Origin of the sequence: Neobacillus sp. YIM B06451, assembly GCF_032667185.1 — a bacterium.
In the GTDB taxonomy this organism is placed as follows: domain Bacteria; phylum Bacillota; class Bacilli; order Bacillales; family Cytobacillaceae; genus Bacillus_D.
In genome coordinates, this window is record NZ_JAVFKJ010000008.1 from 100,234 (window position 1) to 119,619 (window position 19,386).

21 protein-coding genes are annotated in these 19,386 nt (G+C 45.5%); 8 read left to right on the top strand and 13 right to left on the bottom strand.

Features of this window, described 5'->3' with window-relative positions:
* The first annotated feature begins 161 nt into the window (after positions 1–161).
* On the top strand, positions 162–584 hold the full coding sequence (locus RB160_RS14675; protein ID WP_316571172.1) for an HIT family protein: 423 nt from the start codon (positions 162–164) through the stop codon (positions 582–584).
* 152 nt (positions 585–736) lie between these two features.
* Positions 737–1,282, top strand: coding sequence for a tryptophan transporter (locus RB160_RS14680; protein ID WP_316571173.1), 546 nt, complete (start codon positions 737–739; stop codon positions 1,280–1,282).
* A 98-nt stretch (positions 1,283–1,380) separates the two neighbouring features.
* Here the strand turns inward: RB160_RS14680 and yhzF are convergent, their stop codons facing one another.
* The gene (gene yhzF / locus RB160_RS14685) at positions 1,381–1,572 is read right to left on the bottom strand and encodes a membrane protein YhzF (RefSeq protein WP_316571174.1); all 192 of its coding nucleotides are present in this window, start codon (positions 1,570–1,572) and stop codon (positions 1,381–1,383) included.
* A gap of 171 nt (positions 1,573–1,743) precedes the next feature.
* On the opposite strand from yhzF, the gene RB160_RS14690 reads away from it, so the two are divergent.
* Together RB160_RS14690 and RB160_RS14695 are read left to right on the top strand one after the other, a co-directional pair.
* Complete coding sequence (locus RB160_RS14690) at positions 1,744–2,121, top strand: YtxH domain-containing protein (protein ID WP_316571175.1); 378 nt, start codon at positions 1,744–1,746, stop codon at positions 2,119–2,121.
* Between the two features lie 268 nt (positions 2,122–2,389).
* Positions 2,390–2,962, top strand: coding sequence for an HTH-type transcriptional regulator Hpr (locus RB160_RS14695; protein ID WP_316571176.1), 573 nt, complete (start codon positions 2,390–2,392; stop codon positions 2,960–2,962).
* Here the strand turns inward: RB160_RS14695 and RB160_RS14700 are convergent, their stop codons facing one another.
* Positions 2,963–3,298, bottom strand: a complete 336-nt coding sequence (locus RB160_RS14700; RefSeq protein ID WP_316571177.1) for a DUF1878 family protein — start codon at positions 3,296–3,298, stop codon at positions 2,963–2,965.
* Positions 3,299–3,469: 171 nt separating this feature from the next.
* Here RB160_RS14700 and RB160_RS14705 point away from each other — a divergent pair, with 171 nt between their 5' ends.
* Positions 3,470–3,649: a hypothetical protein gene (locus tag RB160_RS14705; RefSeq protein WP_316571178.1), complete on the top strand. Its 180-nt coding sequence runs from the start codon at positions 3,470–3,472 to the stop codon at positions 3,647–3,649.
* A gap of 62 nt (positions 3,650–3,711) precedes the next feature.
* Here RB160_RS14705 and RB160_RS14710 read toward each other — a convergent pair whose 3' ends face one another.
* Positions 3,712–3,798, bottom strand: a complete 87-nt coding sequence (locus tag RB160_RS14710) for a YjcZ family sporulation protein (protein WP_316571238.1) — start codon at positions 3,796–3,798, stop codon at positions 3,712–3,714.
* A gap of 224 nt (positions 3,799–4,022) precedes the next feature.
* Between RB160_RS14710 and RB160_RS14715 the strand changes: the two genes are divergently transcribed.
* Positions 4,023–4,898: a peptidylprolyl isomerase gene (locus RB160_RS14715; RefSeq protein WP_316571179.1), complete on the top strand. Its 876-nt coding sequence runs from the start codon at positions 4,023–4,025 to the stop codon at positions 4,896–4,898.
* A gap of 117 nt (positions 4,899–5,015) precedes the next feature.
* On the opposite strand, the gene RB160_RS14720 is transcribed toward RB160_RS14715, so the two are convergent.
* From RB160_RS14720 to RB160_RS14735, 4 genes are all read right to left on the bottom strand, one after another.
* Positions 5,016–5,192, bottom strand: a complete 177-nt coding sequence (locus RB160_RS14720) for a sporulation YhaL family protein (protein WP_316571180.1) — start codon at positions 5,190–5,192, stop codon at positions 5,016–5,018.
* Between the two features lie 425 nt (positions 5,193–5,617).
* Positions 5,618–6,562: a 3'-5' exoribonuclease YhaM gene (gene yhaM, locus RB160_RS14725; RefSeq protein WP_316571181.1), complete on the bottom strand. Its 945-nt coding sequence runs from the start codon at positions 6,560–6,562 to the stop codon at positions 5,618–5,620.
* A 54-nt stretch (positions 6,563–6,616) separates the two neighbouring features.
* Entirely contained in the window at positions 6,617–9,604 is a 2,988-nt protein-coding gene (locus RB160_RS14730; RefSeq protein ID WP_316571182.1) for an ATP-binding protein, read from the bottom strand.
* Positions 9,605–9,618: 14 nt separating this feature from the next.
* Entirely contained in the window at positions 9,619–10,842 is a 1,224-nt protein-coding gene (locus RB160_RS14735) for a metallophosphoesterase family protein (RefSeq protein WP_316571183.1), read from the bottom strand.
* Positions 10,843–11,042: 200 nt separating this feature from the next.
* Here RB160_RS14735 and RB160_RS14740 point away from each other — a divergent pair, with 200 nt between their 5' ends.
* The gene (locus RB160_RS14740; RefSeq protein WP_316571184.1) at positions 11,043–11,228 is read left to right on the top strand and encodes a YhzD family protein; all 186 of its coding nucleotides are present in this window, start codon (positions 11,043–11,045) and stop codon (positions 11,226–11,228) included.
* A gap of 157 nt (positions 11,229–11,385) precedes the next feature.
* Here the strand turns inward: RB160_RS14740 and RB160_RS14745 are convergent, their stop codons facing one another.
* From RB160_RS14745 to RB160_RS14770, 6 genes are all read right to left on the bottom strand, one after another.
* Positions 11,386–12,174 carry an enoyl-CoA hydratase gene (locus RB160_RS14745; protein WP_316571185.1) on the bottom strand — a complete coding sequence of 263 codons (789 nt, stop codon included), beginning with the start codon at positions 12,172–12,174 and terminating at the stop codon, positions 11,386–11,388.
* 141 nt (positions 12,175–12,315) lie between these two features.
* Positions 12,316–13,842 (bottom strand): coproporphyrinogen III oxidase, encoded by a 1,527-nt coding sequence (locus RB160_RS14750; protein WP_396954724.1) that lies wholly within the window; start codon positions 13,840–13,842, stop codon positions 12,316–12,318.
* Between the two features lie 231 nt (positions 13,843–14,073).
* Positions 14,074–14,943, bottom strand: coding sequence for a Cof-type HAD-IIB family hydrolase (locus tag RB160_RS14755; RefSeq protein WP_316571187.1), 870 nt, complete (start codon positions 14,941–14,943; stop codon positions 14,074–14,076).
* Between the two features lie 135 nt (positions 14,944–15,078).
* Positions 15,079–15,591 (bottom strand): DUF2179 domain-containing protein, encoded by a 513-nt coding sequence (locus tag RB160_RS14760; protein WP_316571188.1) that lies wholly within the window; start codon positions 15,589–15,591, stop codon positions 15,079–15,081.
* A 509-nt stretch (positions 15,592–16,100) separates the two neighbouring features.
* The gene (locus RB160_RS14765; protein ID WP_316571189.1) at positions 16,101–16,454 is read right to left on the bottom strand and encodes a YlbF/YmcA family competence regulator; all 354 of its coding nucleotides are present in this window, start codon (positions 16,452–16,454) and stop codon (positions 16,101–16,103) included.
* A 97-nt stretch (positions 16,455–16,551) separates the two neighbouring features.
* Entirely contained in the window at positions 16,552–17,688 is a 1,137-nt protein-coding gene (locus RB160_RS14770; protein ID WP_316571190.1) for a DUF445 domain-containing protein, read from the bottom strand.
* 302 nt (positions 17,689–17,990) lie between these two features.
* Here RB160_RS14770 and RB160_RS14775 point away from each other — a divergent pair, with 302 nt between their 5' ends.
* Positions 17,991–19,355 carry a YheC/YheD family endospore coat-associated protein gene (locus RB160_RS14775; RefSeq protein ID WP_316571191.1) on the top strand — a complete coding sequence of 455 codons (1,365 nt, stop codon included), beginning with the start codon at positions 17,991–17,993 and terminating at the stop codon, positions 19,353–19,355.
* The last annotated feature ends 31 nt before the right edge of the window (positions 19,356–19,386 follow it).

Sequence of the window (19,386 nt, forward strand, 5' to 3'; positions counted from 1 at the left end):
TCCTGATTGGACGAAATAAGAAGATTTTCCCCTTCCAAGAGGGCGGGATTCCATGCGGATTCCGCCCTTTTTGATTAACTTACCCAAACGGGGCCATAATGGTTTTTCCGGCTGTGGTTTTATGCTAAAATACGGGAAAACATTGAAGGGTGTGGTATGGCATGGATAATTGCATTTTCTGCAAAATTGTTAAGGGAGAGATTCCGTCGTCAAAGGTTTATGAGGATGAACATGTCCTCGCATTCCTCGACATCAGCCAGGTCACAAAAGGGCATACGCTTGTCATTCCAAAAGTACATAAAGAAAATATTTATGAGCTTACTCCCGAGATTGCGGCGAACCTTTACAAGGCCGTCCCGGCAATCGCAAATGCACTTAAGGAAGAATACTCGCCAATCGGCTTGAACACGCTGAACAATAATGGCGAAAAAGCCGGCCAATCCGTTTTCCATTTCCATCTTCATCTTATTCCCCGATACGGGCAGGGCGATGGCTTCGGCGCGGTTTGGAAAACGAATGAAAGCAGCTATACAGGCGAAGATTTGCAAGTAATGGCCAAGGCAATCGCCTCCCATATTCGCTAACCTGGCTGCAGTTTCCTGATTTTTGAAAATTAAGCCTTTTACCATCGGTTCTTATATGCTATAATGACAACAAGTTTTTCGCTGCAGGCGACGAGCGCACTGCAGGAGGAACCAAACCAAATTAGCTTAGATAAGCAGAGGAGAGATGAGAAATGAATACGAAAAACCTTGTGATCCTGTCCCTATTGATTGGAATCGGGGCGGTGCTCCACGCCGTCATCCCGGGAATCGGGAATGGCATGAAGCCGGATATGATGCTGACGATGATGTTCCTGGGAATTATGCTCTTCCCGGATAAAAAGAACGTCCTGCTGGTCGGGATTGTCACAGGCCTTTTGTCAGGTTTGACTACTACGTTCCCCGCCGGATTGTTCCCGAACATCATTGACAAATTTATTACCGCGTTTGTATTTTACGGGCTATTCATTGCGAGTAAAAAATTTGGCCAAACCCTTATCGGTGCTGGCGCATTGACAGCGGTTGGTACGATTATCTCCGGATCGGTATTCCTTGGTTCCGCGCTATTGCTCGCTGGCCTTCCGGGATCAATGACATTTGGCGCGCTATTTGTCGGTATTGTTATTCCTACTATGGTGCTCAACACGGTTATCATTGTGATTGTTTACCCAATTGTCCAGTCGATTATGAAAAGGAGCGGCTACGCACCTGTGAAGCCTGCGATCCAGGAACAGAAATAACAATAATACATGCCTAGAACCCGGACACGCCGGGTTCTTTTTTTATCCATACAAAATTCGTTTTTTCCGGCAATTGCCGGCTTTTCCATTCCTGTCCATTATCCCAAAAAAGCAATCAGCATCCCAAATAGGAAAAAGAGTCCCGCCCCGGCAGCCAGGGCAATCGCCCGCGCTTTCAAAAGCTGTTTCGGGGGATACATACCGGGCCGATTGTAAAGCGCAACATGATACACGCCCGCCACCGCTAGCATTGCCCCTCCCAAAAAGAAAAAAATTGCAGCAGCCTTCATCTAAAAAGCCTCCTTTGGCTTTTATTCATTTTTGGCCGCCAACCAGTAATAGGCGGCGCGGAGGTTTAACATCCTCGTTTTGTGCTATTAAAGACTATGGCTGGATTTGTCATGCTATTCTCAAATTGTGTAAAATATAGGAAAGGCAATATATTTAGTGAGGTGTATAAGATGGGAGCCAAAAGATTTCTATATGGATTCATTCTTGGAAGCGCTGCCGCAGGGTTGGCCACGCTGTTCGCTGCCCCACAGTCGGGCAAGGAAACAAGGGAAGCCATAAAAACGAATAAAGACCAGTTTATTAGCCAGTTAAAGGACTTGAAAGCTAGCATCATGGATGTTAAGGAGGCATCGACGCACGCGACAAAGGAAGGCCGTGTCCATGTCTCCCACTTCATCCGGGAAGTAAATACCGCAATTGGAAAATGGAAGGCCGAAACACTGCCACAGCAGATTGAAATCCAAAAGGAACTAGGCGAAATTGAAGCGGCAATCAGCCAGCTCGAAGCCGAATTGGCCCCGCATGAAACAGGAAAAGGCGCCAATTAGTAAAAAAGTCCTTCTTCTGCCCACTGCAGAGGAAGGATTTTTTAAAAAAATTGCTTTTTTCGGAAAAAATTATCAATTTCTAAAAATTTAGTAAATTTATATCTTTATTAATTTTTATTTTATTGGCATAATGATAATATAGATAATAAGAATGAATTGAGCAAGGATGCCCCTCCTGACCTTATTTTTACTCATGGCTTTAAGGACAGTGTCCCATGGTTTCACCCGGGAGCCTCGTCAACAACATTTTTTAAGAGGTGAGAAAAGAATGGCTGAAAAACAATATAGCATGAAAGAAGCAATGCTCTTTAGCCAACGTATTGCCCAGTTAAGCAAGGCCTTATGGAAATCGGTTGAGAAGGATTGGCAGCAATGGATCAAGCCTTACGATTTAAACATTAATGAACACCACATTTTATGGATTGCCTACCACCTGAACGGTGCGTCCATTTCCGATGTGGCAAAATTTGGTGTTATGCATGTTTCAACCGCTTTCAATTTTTCCAAAAAGCTCGAAGAAAGAGGGCTGCTGCAATTTTCCAAAAAGGAAAATGATAAGCGCAATACGTATATCCAATTAACCGAGATGGGCGAATCAATCTTGCTTGAACTGATGGAAGCGTATGACCCCGGGAGCAATTCGGTTTTTTCAGGAGCGATGCCATTAAGGGAGCTTTACGGAAAATTCCCGGATATCATTGAAATGATGGCCATTGTCCGCAATATTTATGGTGACGATTTTATGGAGATTTTTGAAAAATCGTTCCATAACCTTGAGTGTGAATTCACAGAAGAGGATGGCAAGCTTCGCAAAAACGGCAAGTCGAGGGAAGTCGTCTAATTAAACGTACTTGTTAAATTCATTCATTAACGAAAGAAACAGTTTTTGGGCCTTGCACGCACGGACAACGTCCCTTGGATTTAACTTTGATGACAATAAAGATGAGAATTCCTGGAAAAGCGGATGAAAATTCAAAAAACCTTCCGCTTTTTGTTCTTCCATCTGTTTGTTCATTTTCTCACACAATAAGAAAAACTCTTTTGTTTCCTGTTCGGATAGATTGTTTTCGACTACGAGTTTCGTAAATTGGTATTCCGTTCCCTCTAGTGCCTCGGCCATCAAACGCAGATGATATTCTAGTGTCCGAATTTTTTCGGCAATTTCTCTTACATCCATTCCAAACCCTCATTTCCCTTCCTGTTCCCCTTCTATTATTCACCTTTTCCCGTTTTAGGTAAACCATGAATTAGTCCAATGCCTCTCACGCAACCTGGAATTTGTAACTTTCCTTTTTAAAAATTATTTGATATTGTAAATTAGCACGACATACGCAAGGGGGGAGTCCTGATGAACTTCTTTTTTATCATTTTTGCATTTTTTATCTTATATTCGGTGAATAGGTTGACAACCTCCCTATGTATCCAAAAGGAAATACCGGAAGAGAATCAGCAAAGGGTTTTTAGGACAATCAATATACTGGTGACAATCCTGTTGATTTCATCTTATGTAGAAGTACTTTTTTCATAAAAATGGTGGCACAATTAAACACAATGGAACATGGGGCTTACCCGCCTCCATGTCCCTGTTGTTTATAGCCAGGCAGCCCCTACAATAATCAATAGAATGAAAAGGACGACAATTAAAGCAAAGCCTGCACCGTAACCTCCGTGGCCCATCAACGGCACCTCCTTTACTGAAAGCTACCTTATACTATTCCTTTCCCCATCACTTCGAAATAGGCAGTTGTCCTCAAACCTATCTTTATTTCATGCACAAATCCCATCCTATACTGCCAAATTTTTTTCTCCGAAGATTTTTGGAACTCATGGCCATTTGTGATATAGTTATGGATGTGGGTTAAACAACCTGCTAGAAATTTACTTTTTAGGAGAGATACATCATGAAAAAATGGATGCTTGCCGTTGCTCTCACTGGCGGGGTTCTGACCCTTGGCGCTTGCAATAATGCAGATAACGGAAATGGCGGAGAAACTGTTGCTGAAACGAAAGCCGGCAATATTACAAAAGATGATATGTATAACCTTATGAAGGACAAGGCTGGCCAGGCAGCACTCCAGCAGCTTGTTTATGAAAAGGTCCTTTCCGACAAATACAAAGTAACCGATGAAGAAATTAATAAAAAGATTGATGAATTAAAGAATGATCTTGGCCCTAATTTCGAAGCGGCCATTGCCCAATACGGATATCAAAGCGAGGAAGACCTGAAGGAAACATTCAGAATCGGCCTGCTTCAGGAAAAAGCTGCGCTCAAGGATGTAAAAGCGACCGAAAAGGAAATGAAGGAATACTACGACAACTACAAGCCTGAAATTAAGGCGCGTCATATCCTGGTTAAGGATGAAGCAACCGCAAAGACTGTGAAAGAAAAGCTTGCTAAAGGCGAAAAGTTTGAAGATTTGGCTAAGGAATACTCGGATGACCCTGGTACGGCTGATAAAGGCGGTGACCTTGGCTGGTTCAGACCAGGTACGGGAAAAATGGTAGAGGAATTCGATAACGCGGCTGCCAAACTGAAGAAGGATGAAATCAGCGAACCTGTTAAATCCCAATTTGGCTACCACATTATCCAGGTTACTGACATTAAAGAAAAGAAGTCTTATGAAGATATGAAAAAAGAGATTGAATACGAAGTAAAATCCTCGAAAGTTACGCCGGAAATGATCAATGAAGCGATGCAGCGTGAATTAAAGGATGCCAATGTAAAAGTTAAGGACAAAGATTTGAAAGACACCTTCAAAACAAGCGAACAACAATAATCCCAAAGCGGATTGAGGACAAGCAATACAATAAATTAAACCTGTGCAGAACTCTGCGCAGGTTTTTATTTTTGGTTTATATTTTTCGCTATACTCTTGTGGTCTCTTACTTTCTATCTACCCTGAAAGCCCCCGCCGTTCTTTTTCAAGTTCCAGGCGTTTCATATAGATTTCGCCCTCTTTTTCGATCGTTTCAAGTTCAAGCTTCCGTTCTTCTTTGCCGGTTTTCACTGCCATTCCGGCGCTTACCGCGATACCGATGATGATTGCATAAATCCAGAGAGGTATGGTCATGTACACTGCTCCTTTCCCTATTATGGTTGTCCGCTACTGTATTCATATTTCAGGCTGTAGCGGAATATTCCAAGAACATAATGCGCAAGCGCCTTGGTCAGCCCCGACAAGCTTAAGACGGGGCCCGCAGGACGGGCCTGCCCTCCGTAGGGAACTGGCTTAAGACCTCGAGGGGCTAGGCGCTGGAGCTGGATTAAAACAACTTATTTTTGAGTTATTAACAATATTCAATTTTAAAATTTCCTAAAGAACAAAAAAAGCCCGTTTCCAGGCTTTTATTTGTGGAAAACAGGCTTNTAGGGAACTGGCTTAAGACCTCGAGGGGCTAGGCGCTGGAGCTGGATTAAAACAACTTATTTTTGAGTTATTAACAATATTCAATTTTAAAATTTCCTAAAGAACAAAAAAAGCCCGTTTCCAGGCTTTTATTTGTGGAAAACAGGCTTATAAAACGAGCGGTTATCAAGCGCGTACACCCGTTCCGAAAACTCGCCGGGCTTTACGCGTTTAAGCGCCCCATCGAGCATATTCATTTTGGCATCAAGGTTATCAATATAATGGAGAATTTCCGCTTCCTTGATTAACGGCTGTTTTGGGCTCCCCCATTCCGCTTTTCCATGGTGGGAAAGAACCATATGCTGAAGGATCATTACTTCCTCCCCAGCTATTCCAAGCTCTTCGGCGGCTTTCCCAATCTCATTAACCATGATTGTGATATGGCCAAGCAGATTCCCCTCTATTGTATAAGTAGCAGAAATTGGCCCTGAAAGTTCGAGCACCTTTCCCATATCATGAAGGATAATACCCGCATATAGCAAATCCCTGTCAAGGCTCGGGTACAGGTTGGTGATTGCTTTGGCTAAATCGAGCATACTGACGACATGATAGGCCAGCCCGGAAACGAACTCATGGTGATTCTTTGTCGCTGCCGGGTATTCCATAAATGCGCGCTGGTGCTTTTTAAGCAAATGACGTGTAATCCGTTGGATATTCGGATTCTTCATTTCAAAAATATATTGGGTTAGCTTGCCGGCCATTTCTTCCTGGCTTAGCGGCGCCGTTTCCAGAAAATCATCCAGCTTGACCGCATCATGCGGGCCAGCCGGGCGAATCTGCCGAATCTTCAGCTGATTCTTCCCTCTATAATTCTGAATTTCCCCCGCCACTTTTACGATATTTTGCGCGGAGTAATTCCTCTCGTCATCCTCCCCGGCATCCCAAAGCTTAGCCTCAATCTCGCCGCTTTTATCTTGAAGGATCAGCGTCAGGAACGGTTTCCCGTTGCTTGCGATTCCTTTTACCGAGCTTTTTATCAGCAAAAATTGTTCGACCTGTTCCCCTGTCTCGTGTTCCAGTATTTTTTTCCCCATCGTCTCAGTCGCTCCTTCCCGTTATTACAACTATACCATATAGCTGAAAGCCGATTACCTGTGAATATTTGCATGGTTTCTAGCAAGATGATGAACCTGGCCTTCGCCGAAATGCGCAAGAAGGTGGGAATGGCAGGTGAAAAAAAGTACCTGGCGCCCATTAAGGCCCTTTAAAAGCTCTATCATCCTAGCAGTCCGTTCCCCGTCAAAATTGACAAAACTATCATCTATTATAAATGGGAATGAAAACTTCTCATAGATTGTTTCGGCGAGAGCAAGCCTTAGTGATACATACACCTGCTCGGTTGTCGCCTGGCTAAGCTCATTCGCTTCGAATCTTGTTTTGTCCGCCCGCTCTATTAAAAAGCCGGTGCCTGAGGGCGCAAGGAATATCCGGCAATATTTCCCTCCGGTAAGGAAGCCGAGGTAGTCCCCAGCCTGTTTCAACAGCCGTGGGAGATGGTATTCCTTGAACCTGCCTGTAGTCCTTCGCAAAAGTTCCCCCGCCACCTTATAAACGGCCCATTCCTTCGCTTCCTCTTCAAATTCAGATCTGGCCATCCTGAAAGAATGGAGCAATTCCGAATAGGTTCCGCCTTCCTCAAGCACTTGTATCTCATACCTTACCTCAGCCAGCCGCTGCTGAAGCCTCTCGATACCCTGTTTCGCAACCTTGATTTTTTCACTTACCTCCTGCACCAGCCCGGAGACGTTCCGGATGGACAGAAGTTCTTCTATCTCTTCTTTTCCAATTATTGAAAAAGAAAGTTCAGTCCGCAATTTATTCAGCCTTGACTGCTTCTCTTCCAGCGCCATGGCAAGTTTGGCAGCGGCGTGGTACTCTTCCTCGTTATCAACCCCAGCTTGGACAAAAAGTTCCCGAATGGCCTGGTCATGGGTTGCATGTTCTTTTTCAAGCTTTGCCGAATCATATTCCAGTTCCTCGAGCTTCCGGGACTTCTCCATTAGGAGGATGGCTTTCTTTTTCTCTTCTTCAAGGGCTGTCCTGGCGGTATGGGCAACAAGATGGATACCCTTTCCTGTTAATTCCGGAAAAAGTCGCCCCAGCCCTTCAGCCCTCGCTTCAATTTCTGCCTGCCGCTCTTTCAATACAAGGATTTTTCCTTCAATCCGCTTCTTTTCAAGGATGGCGGTTTTACATTCTTCCACTATCTTAAATGCCTCTGCCGGCATATGCTTCCCAATCGTACTGCTGATTTTTAGTTCCTTGCAAAGCAGGTCCACCTGTTCCCTGAGCAAGGCTTCTTCTTTTTCCAAATGGTCAAACCGCGCCAGGACTTTCTCATATTGGGCGGTCTGCTGCTCGAGGCGCGCTATCAGGCTGTTCACCTTCATCCTCTGGATGTCATCCTGCTCGAGTTGGGATGCCGCGGCTTCCGCATTTCCCGGCCTTATTGAAAGCAGCTCTTCTTCAAGCTGTTTTGCTCTTGCTTTTTGCCGGACTAGTTCCTCGGAGGGCTTGGCGGAACTGGATGAAAAAAGGCTTTTCCAAAAAACGATAGTTGCGATGCCTGCGAAAATAATTCCCGCCCCAAGCACCAGCCATTCACCACCCATGTATCCGTAAATAGTCAGGACAAGCGCCCCGATCATCATCGCCGCACCGGCCATACGGGATTGGTTCCTATGGCCTTCTTCGCTTTTAACAGCCTCTTCCAGAAGCGAAATCCTTTCCTTGCATGCTTCAATCTGGCCGCGGATAGCATTCTCGTTTCCCGCTTCGGCAAGCTTTTCAAAATGGCTTCTTTTATCCTCGGGTAAAAGCTGCGCCTTTGCATTATTCAAGTCCTTTTCAACTTGTTCAAGACCGGCCTTTTCCTCCTGAAAATCAGCCTCAAGCTGAACTTTGAGCGCCGCGGCCCTTTTTCGCCGTTCATCCGCTTCTTCCGACTGCTGTTTTAAATAAATATCCGTATTAATTGTAGCAATCTCTTCCTCATCAATGCCAAGATGCAATTTTCCTTTCGCTATTCCGATGCGCTCCTCAAGCTGGGAAAGCCTTTCTTCAAGCTGTGCACATTCCCTTCTTGATTGGTCATAGACAGGGATCAGTTCGTTAAGTTCCGCTGCTTCAGCCTCGTTTTCTAGCAGTGCCTTATGGAGGACGATGGAATCAACTTCTTTTTTAAGTAGTTCTTTTCTCTCTTTAATCGTCTCAATTTGAATCGAGTAGGGAGTTAGCAATTGTTTGAGAGATTCAAACCTTTCAATCCCCCGTGCAGGAAATAACACATTCCCGACACGGCCCAGCTCATCTGACAGCGCGGCTTCATCACGGGCAATCCCCTCGATCCGTTCCCATTCTTTCAGCCTATCCGCTTCCGCAACAAGAACAGGAATCTCTTCCCCAAGCGACCGGATTTCGTCCGCGATTGCATCCCGTTCCTTGATTAGCTCCCCGTACCGGGCATTTTTCTCCGCCGCTTTTCCAAGCTCCGCTTCAAGCGCGCGCAGGTTTGCCATCCTGGCATTAAGTGCCGGCTTTTTACCGGAGGGCTTGAACCGTGCTTCGAGCTCCTTCTGCAATTCGATTTCCGCCTTTGCCAGCCTGTCTGTCCCAAGCGTACCCGCGGAAAATAAAAACCTCCCAATATCTTCATCTTTCATTTGATGGACATTTTGCAGTCCGTGGAGGTTGAAAGAAAAAACAGCCTGGAACAGACTTTTATCAAAATTGCCAAGCAGGGCCTTTAACAGCTCTTCACCGCCGGAGGTCCCATCCTCCAGGAAGACGGTAACATCGCCCGCCGCCTTTCCTTTAATCCTTTCAATGCCCACAAGCCCATATTCCGGATGGCGCAAAGACAGTTTTCCGCCGTACCTTCCTCCTCCCTTCGGCTCATAGCGAAGCTCCTGCTGCTGCTTCGTTGGAAATCCAAACAGGATGCCATGGATAAAAGCCATGATTGTGGACTTGCCCGCTTCATTTTCGCCATAAAACACCTGAAAGTCCCCAAGGCGTGAAATAATTGTATTTTCAAGCTTTCCATAGCCATATATGTGCAATTCTTCAATTTTCATCGACTTCTATCCCCCTATCCCTTTTCCCGAAGGAGCTGGACAAGCAAGTGCTCCGCATCTTCAAGGATACGGGCCCCTTCTTCTTTTCCAAGCCTGGAAAGGTACTTTCTCCCCGGGAGCCTTCCGTAAAGGGGTTCGAGCACATCATTGATATCGCCAAATTCGTCGGCCATTTGAAAAAGCTCATTGTAAAAATCAGCCTCCGCCGCGAGCTCTTCCCTTTTCCATGAAGCTTCCTCTACAATGACAATCTCATTGGCCCAAACAAAGGAACTCTCCTCATCTTCACCATCCTGGACAAGCTCGGCGAGGGTGCTGTAAAGGCTGTCCAATTCACTTTCATTATCAAGGCTTACATCCTTCAATGTCATTGATAGCAAGATTCCAATTCCGTTCCTGCGCAGCTTTTCCTTCCAGCCAAGGCAAAGCCGGAGAATTGAATCAAAGTCCCGCGCCCCCTTCGCGCTAATTTCGATTTCCTGCCAGATGACGTCATTTGCCTCAATGAACTCGAGATTCACCCCATCTTCCCCAAGCCGAACGAGATAACAGCCTTTTTCTCCTGTTTCCTTTCGGTTCCTGCCTTGTATATTGCCTGGATAAACGACAGGCGGGCTCTCGGATAGGATAGCCCGTTTATGGATGTGCCCAAGCGCCCAGTAGTCGAATTGCCTGTCAATCAGTTCCCCGACCGTAAATGGGCAATAGCCCCCATGCTCTGAACTTGAACCATCATTCCCGTGGAGAATTCCAATATGGAAATCACCCCCGGCCGTTTTTTCATATGTATGTACTCGTCTTTCCATGACGTGCCTTGTCGGATAACTGAACCCGTACATCCAAACATCCGCCCCGGACTTTGTCTTATGTAGGACAGCCTCTGTTTCGGCCCCAAATAGATGAACATTTTCAGGCATCGCAATTTTTACCCATGTTCCTCCCAGGTGGTCATGGTTGCCATGAATCGCATAGACAGCAATGTTATGTTCCGACAGCCGTTCCATTTCGGCCCTAAACCTTGATTGGGCCTTTAGGCTGCGGTCGTCTCCATCATACAAATCCCCCGCGAGGACCACTAAATCCACCTCATTCGCGATGGCTGCATCGACTATCTTCTTCAACGCGGCAAATGTGCTTTCACGCAACCTTTTCAGGATTGGCAGCGGCAAATCCCTCAACCCGGCCATCGGGCTGTCAAGATGAAGGTCGGCTGCATGAATGAACCTCACTTTTTTCATAAAAAAACCAATCCTTTCTGAGCCCATTCCTTATTCCGGACTGCTTCCGGGCTTTTCTTTCTTCTATTCTACCATCTTAAAAATGCGAATGCACGTTCTGTTTTTAGAAGGAATGGAATGCTCTTTTTGGGCTGAATCTTTGCGGAATTTTTTAGTATATGCAAAAATGGAACTAACAGAATGCTCAGGGGGGAATCAGGTTGAAAACCTATAAATTGACTGCATTTGAGCGGAATGGGGAAAAACTGCTCGATGAATCATTCCAGGCGGAAAATGACGATTCCGCCAAGGAAATTGGCCGGAAAGCTTTGGAGGAAAAAGGGCTCTTAGAAAAGGCCCATCGCTGTACTTCCCCGGCCGGCAAGCTGCTCCTTTTCCATTCCTGAATTTTCAATAACATTATAGTTCTTACAAACGGGAAGCCTGCATCATGGCTTCTTTTTAGTTGAATACGGGGTTCCCTACGAAAAGGAAAAGATCGGCAAACAACATCCGCGTTATAAACCGATTTTCCTTCTGTTGCCAATGGGCTCAAGCATGTGGCTATCTCCCGACAAATCTCGGTTTTCTTTTTTCGGTAAAAGCCCGAATTCCCTCCTGATGGTCCTCCGTTTCCCTCATTTTCCGTTGAGCGTATTTTTCAAGCTCAAGTACTTTTAACAAATGGGGCCGGTTTACCTCCGCGTAAATTTTCTTCGTTTTAATCATTGCCTGGATGGGCTTTTGAAGATAGAAGGCTATCCTTTCTTTAAGGGAGGAATCCATATCATCGGCCACTTCATGGACGAGCCCTTTTTCAAGCGCTTCTTCGGCAGAAAATGTATTTCCTTCCCATATCAACTGCTTTGCTTTCCTTTCACCAATGCTTTTAGCCAGGAAAAAGTGGGCGCCGCCATCGGGAATCAGTCCGATGCCGATGAAATTCATAGCAAACTTGGCGTTTCGGTCTGCAATAATATAGTCGGTCGCCAAAGCGATGCTGAAGCCAAGGCCGACAGCAGGCCCGGAGATGGCGCTAATAGTGATTTTTGAAAGACTGTGCAGTGTGATGATAAGTTCATTGATGCAATCCATAATTGAAAGGAACTCATATTCGTCCTTAAGGGACAGCATTGCTTTAATATCCCCTCCGGCGGAAAATGCCTTTTCCGTACCGGTTAGGACAACGATGTCAATCTCATCGGAAACACTGATTTCCTTTAACCTGGAAACTAGTCCCTTGATCATATCCTTATCCAGTGCGTTTAAAGCTTCTGGCCTGTTCATTTTGACAGTTGCGACACGCCCAGCGACATGGACATCAACTTTTTCCGTAACAAAATTGAATGGCAACTTCAACGCCCTCCTTCATTCTCCTTCACTTCCATTATAGAGTTTGTTCACCCATATAGGTATAATTTTCCTGCAAAATCGTTAAAGACAAATCCCCTCTTTATTTAGTTACGCTGGCTGGATAAACAAGACGAGCCCGCATCAAAACGATGCAGGCTCATTCTTTTGGACAAAATGTTCTTCAAGTATTTTCAGTTTTTCATTTGTATAGTGTTCGAAACTGTCGTTATACGATTTCGGGTCCTTTGGATTGGCAAAATGGGTAATTGCCCCTGTCTCCGGATGCACGAATTTGCTTGATGCGCCGCATCCCAACCCGATGATTGTCTGCATTTCTTCCATAATGATAATGTTATAAATGCTTTCCTGGCCGGGAATTGAATAACCTACGTTCTCAAGATTGCCGAGAATGTTTTTTTGGCGGTACAAGTAATAGGGCTCGTAGCCATGGCTCTTTGTCCATTCCTCGGCAAGGCCCATCATCCGTTCCACTTCATCACGGTCCGCAACTTTATATCGGTCCCTGTTCTTTGTCATTTCCGACGCCCGTTTAAACGATAGTGTATGGACAGTCAGTGACTCCGGCATTAGCTTTTCAGTTTCGTTTAACGTATGAGTGAACTCCTTCGTCCCCTCACCCGGAAGGCCGATAATTAAATCCATATTAATATTGTCCATGCCCATCTCCCGGGCAAGGTTGAACTTCACAACTGTTTCCTCCACAGTATGATGGCGGCCAATCGCCTTCAATGTTTCTTGGATATACGATTGCGGATTCACACTGATTCGATGGATATTCCACTTTTTCAAAACATCAAGCTTCTCGGGGGTTATCGTATCCGGGCGGCCGGCTTCAACCGTTATTTCCCTGATTTCACTCGCATCCGGGAAGGAAGTGTACATTTCTTCGTAGAGCATGTCCATCTCTTCCGCGGTAATGCTTGTCGGAGTCCCGCCGCCGTAATAGACGGTCGTAATCCTGATTCCTTTTTCCTTCAACCAGCTGCCAATTGCACTCATTTCATGGTGTAGCCCGCCAAGGAAGGAATTGACTGATCCCTGTCGGCCGTTGATGGCATATGCAGGAAACGTACAGTACGCGCATTTTGTCGGGCAAAACGGAATGCCAATATAGATGCTGACTTCTTTTTTCAAATCATACAGGTCAGGAACCGCAGCAAGCTGGCGGTCGACAATCTTCTGCATAAGTTCCGCTTTTTCGGACGTAATTAAATATTCTTCGGCAAGTTCCCTGTGGGCAATCTCAGGTCTTGTGCCTTCCCTTAGTTTCTTGTGAAGGAGTTTTGTAGGCCGTACCCCAGTCAGGATGCCCCACTTCTGGGTAATGCCTGTCAGTTCCTGAAGCAACTTCAAGTAAACATGCGACACAGCATTTTTAATAGCCTTAAATTGTTCCTTTTCGGAAAGGGATGTGTCAACGTCAGCATGGTGCGCTGCATGAATTTGATTATCCCCATCTCTTTCCAAAATACCGGAAACATGGAGGTCGGCCCCATTTTGTTCAAGCGTAAATTTAATCAAAAAGTCTGCTTCTTCAATTCTATTTAAATGAATTTCGGTTTCCTCGAAAAACAGGTTGGCAATCAGCTGCAGCGGCCGCTCGAACCGTACATCCGACAGGCCGGTAATAGAAATTCGCACATTCATCCACCTTTACTTTTTTGCTTACTTTAGTGTACAGAATCGGGTAAGCAAGGTCAATATAATGGAAAATCTGCCAATTGGCGACGCCGGTTCGAAAGGCTGATTAAATGATGGTTCCTTCACTATATTGCGAAGCTGGCTCCTATTGCATTAATCAACATGGCAGCGCCCAATTTTAATGGCCAATAGTAAAAAGCGGCAAAGACTGGGTTCCCCGCCTTTGCCGCCGTAGTGCTACTTCTTTATAATGTTCATTTTCTGTAAAAAAGCGATTGGATGCTGTCTCCTGAAATGTTCCCTTACCATATAGGCGACGCCGTGCTCGTTTTCCGAACGGGTTATCCAGTCAGCGGCACGTTTTACTTCGTACGGGGCATTGCCCATGGCCACCCCTAGTCCAGCAGCCTGGATAAATGGGATATCGTCCGTACCATTGCCAATTGCCACTACTTCCTTCAAGCTAATTCCAAGACGGTCACAGATGTAAATCAGGCCTGACAGTTTGGAAACGCCCGCCGGAACAATATCCAGCTTTCCCGGGGCACTGCATGCCGCCTCAACCTCGCTAAACATCTTTCCCAACGCCTTGCGCGCATCTTCCAAGTCCTGCTCGGCTTCGAAATACGCTTCAATTTTAGGCGGAGCAACTGGCGTATCGACAAGCGCGTCACTTAAATCGGCAACAAACTGGTGCGAATACGCAAGCGGGTCCCCAGAAGTGAAAATGGCTTTGGCCAATAGATTATTATTCAAATGGAGCTTGTTACCGAGCGAAAACTTCTCGTGCACAAGCCGGATTTGGCATTGGAAACTTTCAAGGAACCGGACAATCTCATAAGTGACGTCCTCACTGATCCTTTTAACAAATTCCGGTTTGTCATTGGCGGTTGATATATAAGCTCCGTGATGGGAGGCGAATAGCCCTTTCAACTTCAATGCACGCGCAACCTTTTTCGCTGATGCAAAGTTGCGTGACGTTAGGAGGGTGATACATACCCCCTTTTCCTGCGCATACCGGATTGCTTCCTTTGTTGTTTTATGAAGTTTTCCGCTGCTTTCGAGAAGCGTTCCGTCGATATTCAGAGCAAGCATTCGGTAAATCATGGTGGTGCCCCCTGTCCTCATGGAATCATCCTTATTTCACTTGTATGTATGAAAGGATTTTAATAGAACAGGCATGGCGAAAAATAAAGCACCGGCCCTATTTGGCCAGCGCTCCAATGTAAATCTGCAATAACGTTAACGAAGCCGACCCAGCATGAATCCACCATTAAAGTGGGTAGGTTCGTATGAAATCATAAAGGCTTTTGGGTATAACGAGAGAATCAGTTTTTTTAGCTTTTGCTCGTTCTTCCGCTTTGCGAGCACCTTCATTACCAGGCGTCTGCCATCCTTCCCGTCGGCTACCCATGAAGTGACGCCATACCCTTTCTCGCGAATTTTTGTAGGAACGGTTAAATCCGACGAATCCACGATCACTTCCATTACAACATAGCCAAGTGCCAGATAACCTTCAATTTTACTGCCGATAAATACTCCAAGGCCCCAGCCAAAACAGTAGGCGGCAATATTAAGCGGCTTGTCAAGGTTATCAAGGACAATCGTCAGGCCCATCAGGTAAACAAAAACCTCGCCCATCGACAAAATGGATGCAAGGGTCCTGTATCCTTTGATAACAATCATCATCCTTAATGTAAACAAGGAAACATACAAAATGTTAATTACAATGATGGTGAGAATAATAGACGGCATTGTGTTCACCCCGATTATTAGTTAAAAGCAATGTTTCCTTTGTCCTTCAGGATTCCCTATCAAGGGTCCGTAGAATCCAATTGGGTGGAAATTCTTCGACGGCCGGTACCGCCGATTATGGAAACCTGCAGTTCTTAGTTTTATAACACAAAACGGCCTTGTTAAACAAAATTCCTGTTCATTCAGGTTTCCAAATGGGCTCTTGCTCCCATATTCATGGGAGAAGGACTAGTGGTGGGGCCAGTAAGTTGACAGCATATAACGAGCCAACAGCCATTGGTGGGAAACCGTAGAATAACGTTTTCAGTTAACCCTTACATTATACTTTCCTCCTGGTACAAGGGCTATCGGAAATTCATGGGCATCCTAAAAAAAAACATCCCGGCAAACCTTACTTGCCGGGATGTTTCATTGGTTTCAACAATAGAACGAGCCCTTAAGCAGCTTCGTATCGAACAGGCTTTGTTTCTACTGCCGATGCGAGTCCGAAGCAGCCAATATCTGTTTCATTACCTATTCGGATTTCCGTACAATTCTTCAAGCGGCTTCATAATAAGCTGGTTCAATTCACCGATGACCATGCCCATCCTTTGCTCCGCCTCCATAAGCCTGGAAATGACGGGATGCTGCTGGACAAGAGCAACCGATTTCTGCGCCTGGTCAACTTCTTCATGGCTGATTTCCTGTCCCATCATCTGCTTTTGCTGCAGGTTCAATTGGATATTGCGGAAGTTTTCAAACATCCTCTTCGCCGATTGATCGGCATTGACCTCATCATATACCTGCTTCAACCGTTTGAATTCATCGCTCTGCCTGATTGCCTTTTCAAGCTCGTAGGCGGCGTCATATAAATTTACTGCCATGGTAACACTCCCTTAGTTAATGTGGCATTCCTGTCCACTATACCAAAACAGGGCGCGTGAAGGAAATGCCCCGCGAAAAACGCCATAACGGTATATCCTATGAAAACAGTACCGCAAATATACCTTGAAAAATGCCTATAATGCCTCCGAGCAGCGCACCAAGATACGTGATCATTTTCAACTCTCTACTTGTAATCCCGATAACCATATCCTCAAGCCGATCAAGCGAAAAGGTCTCCACCTGGGCGCGGACAAGTTCCTGTAAATGAAGCTTCTCCATCATCATTTCAATTCTTGATGTAAGCCAATCTCCTAGCATAACAACAATATTCGGGGCCATGCGCTCAAGAATCGTTTCTTTATAAGAAGCAAGCAGCTCGGATGCAGGCGTTCCCAAAAGCTTCTCCGTCCCGGCAAGATTGACTGCATAATCCTTTAGGGCAGAAACAATCTTTTCCCTGCCGGCCATCTCTTCCAGTTCAGCCGCATCACGCTCAAGAAGTTTTTCCAACTCTTTTTGTAGGATGTTCGTAATTAGGAGATGGGCACCATCGCTTTTGAAAAACTTGATGATTTCAGGCTGGATTCGATCAGCAAAGCTTACATTACCAAGAACCCTCTGTATCATACTGCCTATCATTCCCTTATCCTTGAAAAACTCGTCAAACATCACCTGGATCCGCACCTTGCCTTCAAAGCTGGAGAAGTAATCCTCGCCTTTTCCAAGGATATAGGCGGTGATTTCCGGGATCTTCCGCTCGGCCCCTTCCAGGAGCGGCTGAGGAAGGACGGCCGCAATCGGCTGGCCGCGGTATTTGCCCATCGCTTTTTCATAAACCCCTTCGACAAACCGCCCAATCCTTTTTTCAATCCGCTCTGTTCCGTCCTCGATTCCCGCCTTTTCTAGCAGGCTATTTATTGTCATATCGGATTCCATAAGTGTCCGGAGCTCCTTTTTGACGAGCTCGGTCATATCATGCTGAAAATCTTTATTCATAAATTTGGAGCGGATAATTTCCGGTGTAACCAGATGCTCAACGACCATCTTTCCCATTTGAACCGCCATCTCGTCCCGCCTTTTCGGAATCAGCCCGGGAGTAAAAGGGACGCGCCATTTTCCAATATAGATGGGGTTGTACGGCCTGAATAACATTTTAATAGCCAGATGGTTCGTCAATCCGTTGATAAACGCGCCAATAACCACCATAAACAAGATTGTTATAAATACATTCATTATGGATCAACCTTTCCGAAAAATAACACGAACGTTTTGTTTGTCCTGTACATACGATACTATAACAGTTTTTGCCCATCTTTACCCAAAAATCATAAAGGCTTACCCTTTTTATTTACTTTGGGCGTTGATTTCTTTATTACGAGAAAAGCTCCCTTTGCTAAACATTGCAAGAAAGGCCGATTGTTTACACCTCGAGGTACACGCGCTACTGACATTCATACGATACCGGGGGAAGAAGGTTCCATTCAATTTTATTTAAAAATCTTCCATCCTTTTAAAGCGAAAAGGACGTGAGTCAAATGGTAAAGTTTTATCCTGTTGAAACAATCGAGCATGACAAGCCCATTGTTTATTATCCTTCCCGGCTCGGGCCTATGCCGTCTGTTCGAAAAGCGGCATTCGGCTCAGCATCCATGGATGCTGCTATCTTGCCCCATCCCGATGGTGAGGAAAGTCTCGGAATCAGCAAGGCGGTCATTGAAGAACTTCGTATTCCTGAAAATGCCGTAAAGCTTGGCATCTTTTCAAACGAAGATACCTTGTTTTTAGGTCCTTTGATCGGCATTTTTACATCCGGGCTCATTGAATCAAGCGAAAATCCGGCGGGTGACAGGACCAATTCGTTTTCAAAATTGTTGGAGACATGCAGCTCCTCAGGTGCTTCAGGTTTCCTTTTTACCGGGCAGGCAATCGATTGGGAGAAAAATTTAATCAAAGGCTATTTTTTTAACGAAGGACATTGGGAGACGGGGCTTGTTCCATTTCCAAATGTGGTTTATGACCGAATGCCGACTAGAAGAAGTGAGACGAGACCCGAAAGCAAATTAGCAAAAGAAAGGCTTCAACAGGACTATTTAATTCCATGGTTCAATCCAGGGTTCTTCAACAAATTGGATATTTTCGAACGGCTTAAGGATAGCCAGGATGCGCAAAAATACTTGCCGGAGACCCACTTGTTCACTTCAATCGCCGAGACCAGGCGCTTGCTCGATAAGCATGGCTCCATCTACTTAAAGCCTATTCACGGGACGCTGGGCCTTGGAATCCGCCAAGTAATCGCCGAATTTCCCGGCTCAACCTGTTATTGCCGCTTCAGGGATCAAAATGGGAAAAATAAACTATTGAAGTTCTCTAGTCTGCACGCGCTCACTTCCAAGATGTTTGGCAAGCGCGGCCTTAAAAATTTGTTGATTCAGCAAAGGATCCTGCTTTTAAAAGTGGACGGCAGGCCTGTCGATTTCAGGGTCCATACGAATAAGGACGGGAAAGGGAAGTGGCAGGTAACAGCCATCGCCGGAAAACAGGCGGGGTTCGGAAGCATCACGACCCATGTCAGAAACGGCGGTGACGTCCATACTCTAAAGGAGCTATTCGGGGAAAAAGGTGCAACTGAATATGAACGGAAATTAACGAGGGCAGCTTTGGAGCTAAGCGAAATACTCGAGGAGCGGCTCGATGGAATAACCGCTGAATTCGGCTTTGACTTCGGGATTGATCGGGACGGCATTGTCTGGCTGTTCGAGGTCAATTCCAAACCAGGCAGGTCAATTTTCCACCACCGCGGAATGCGCAAATACGAATATTTAACAAGAAAACTGCCAATCGACTTCGCCATTCACCTCTCAGAAAAATCAGTCAAGGCACCCGAGGAAATCTATAGATAATAAGAATAGGGAACGAATCCATTGCCTTATT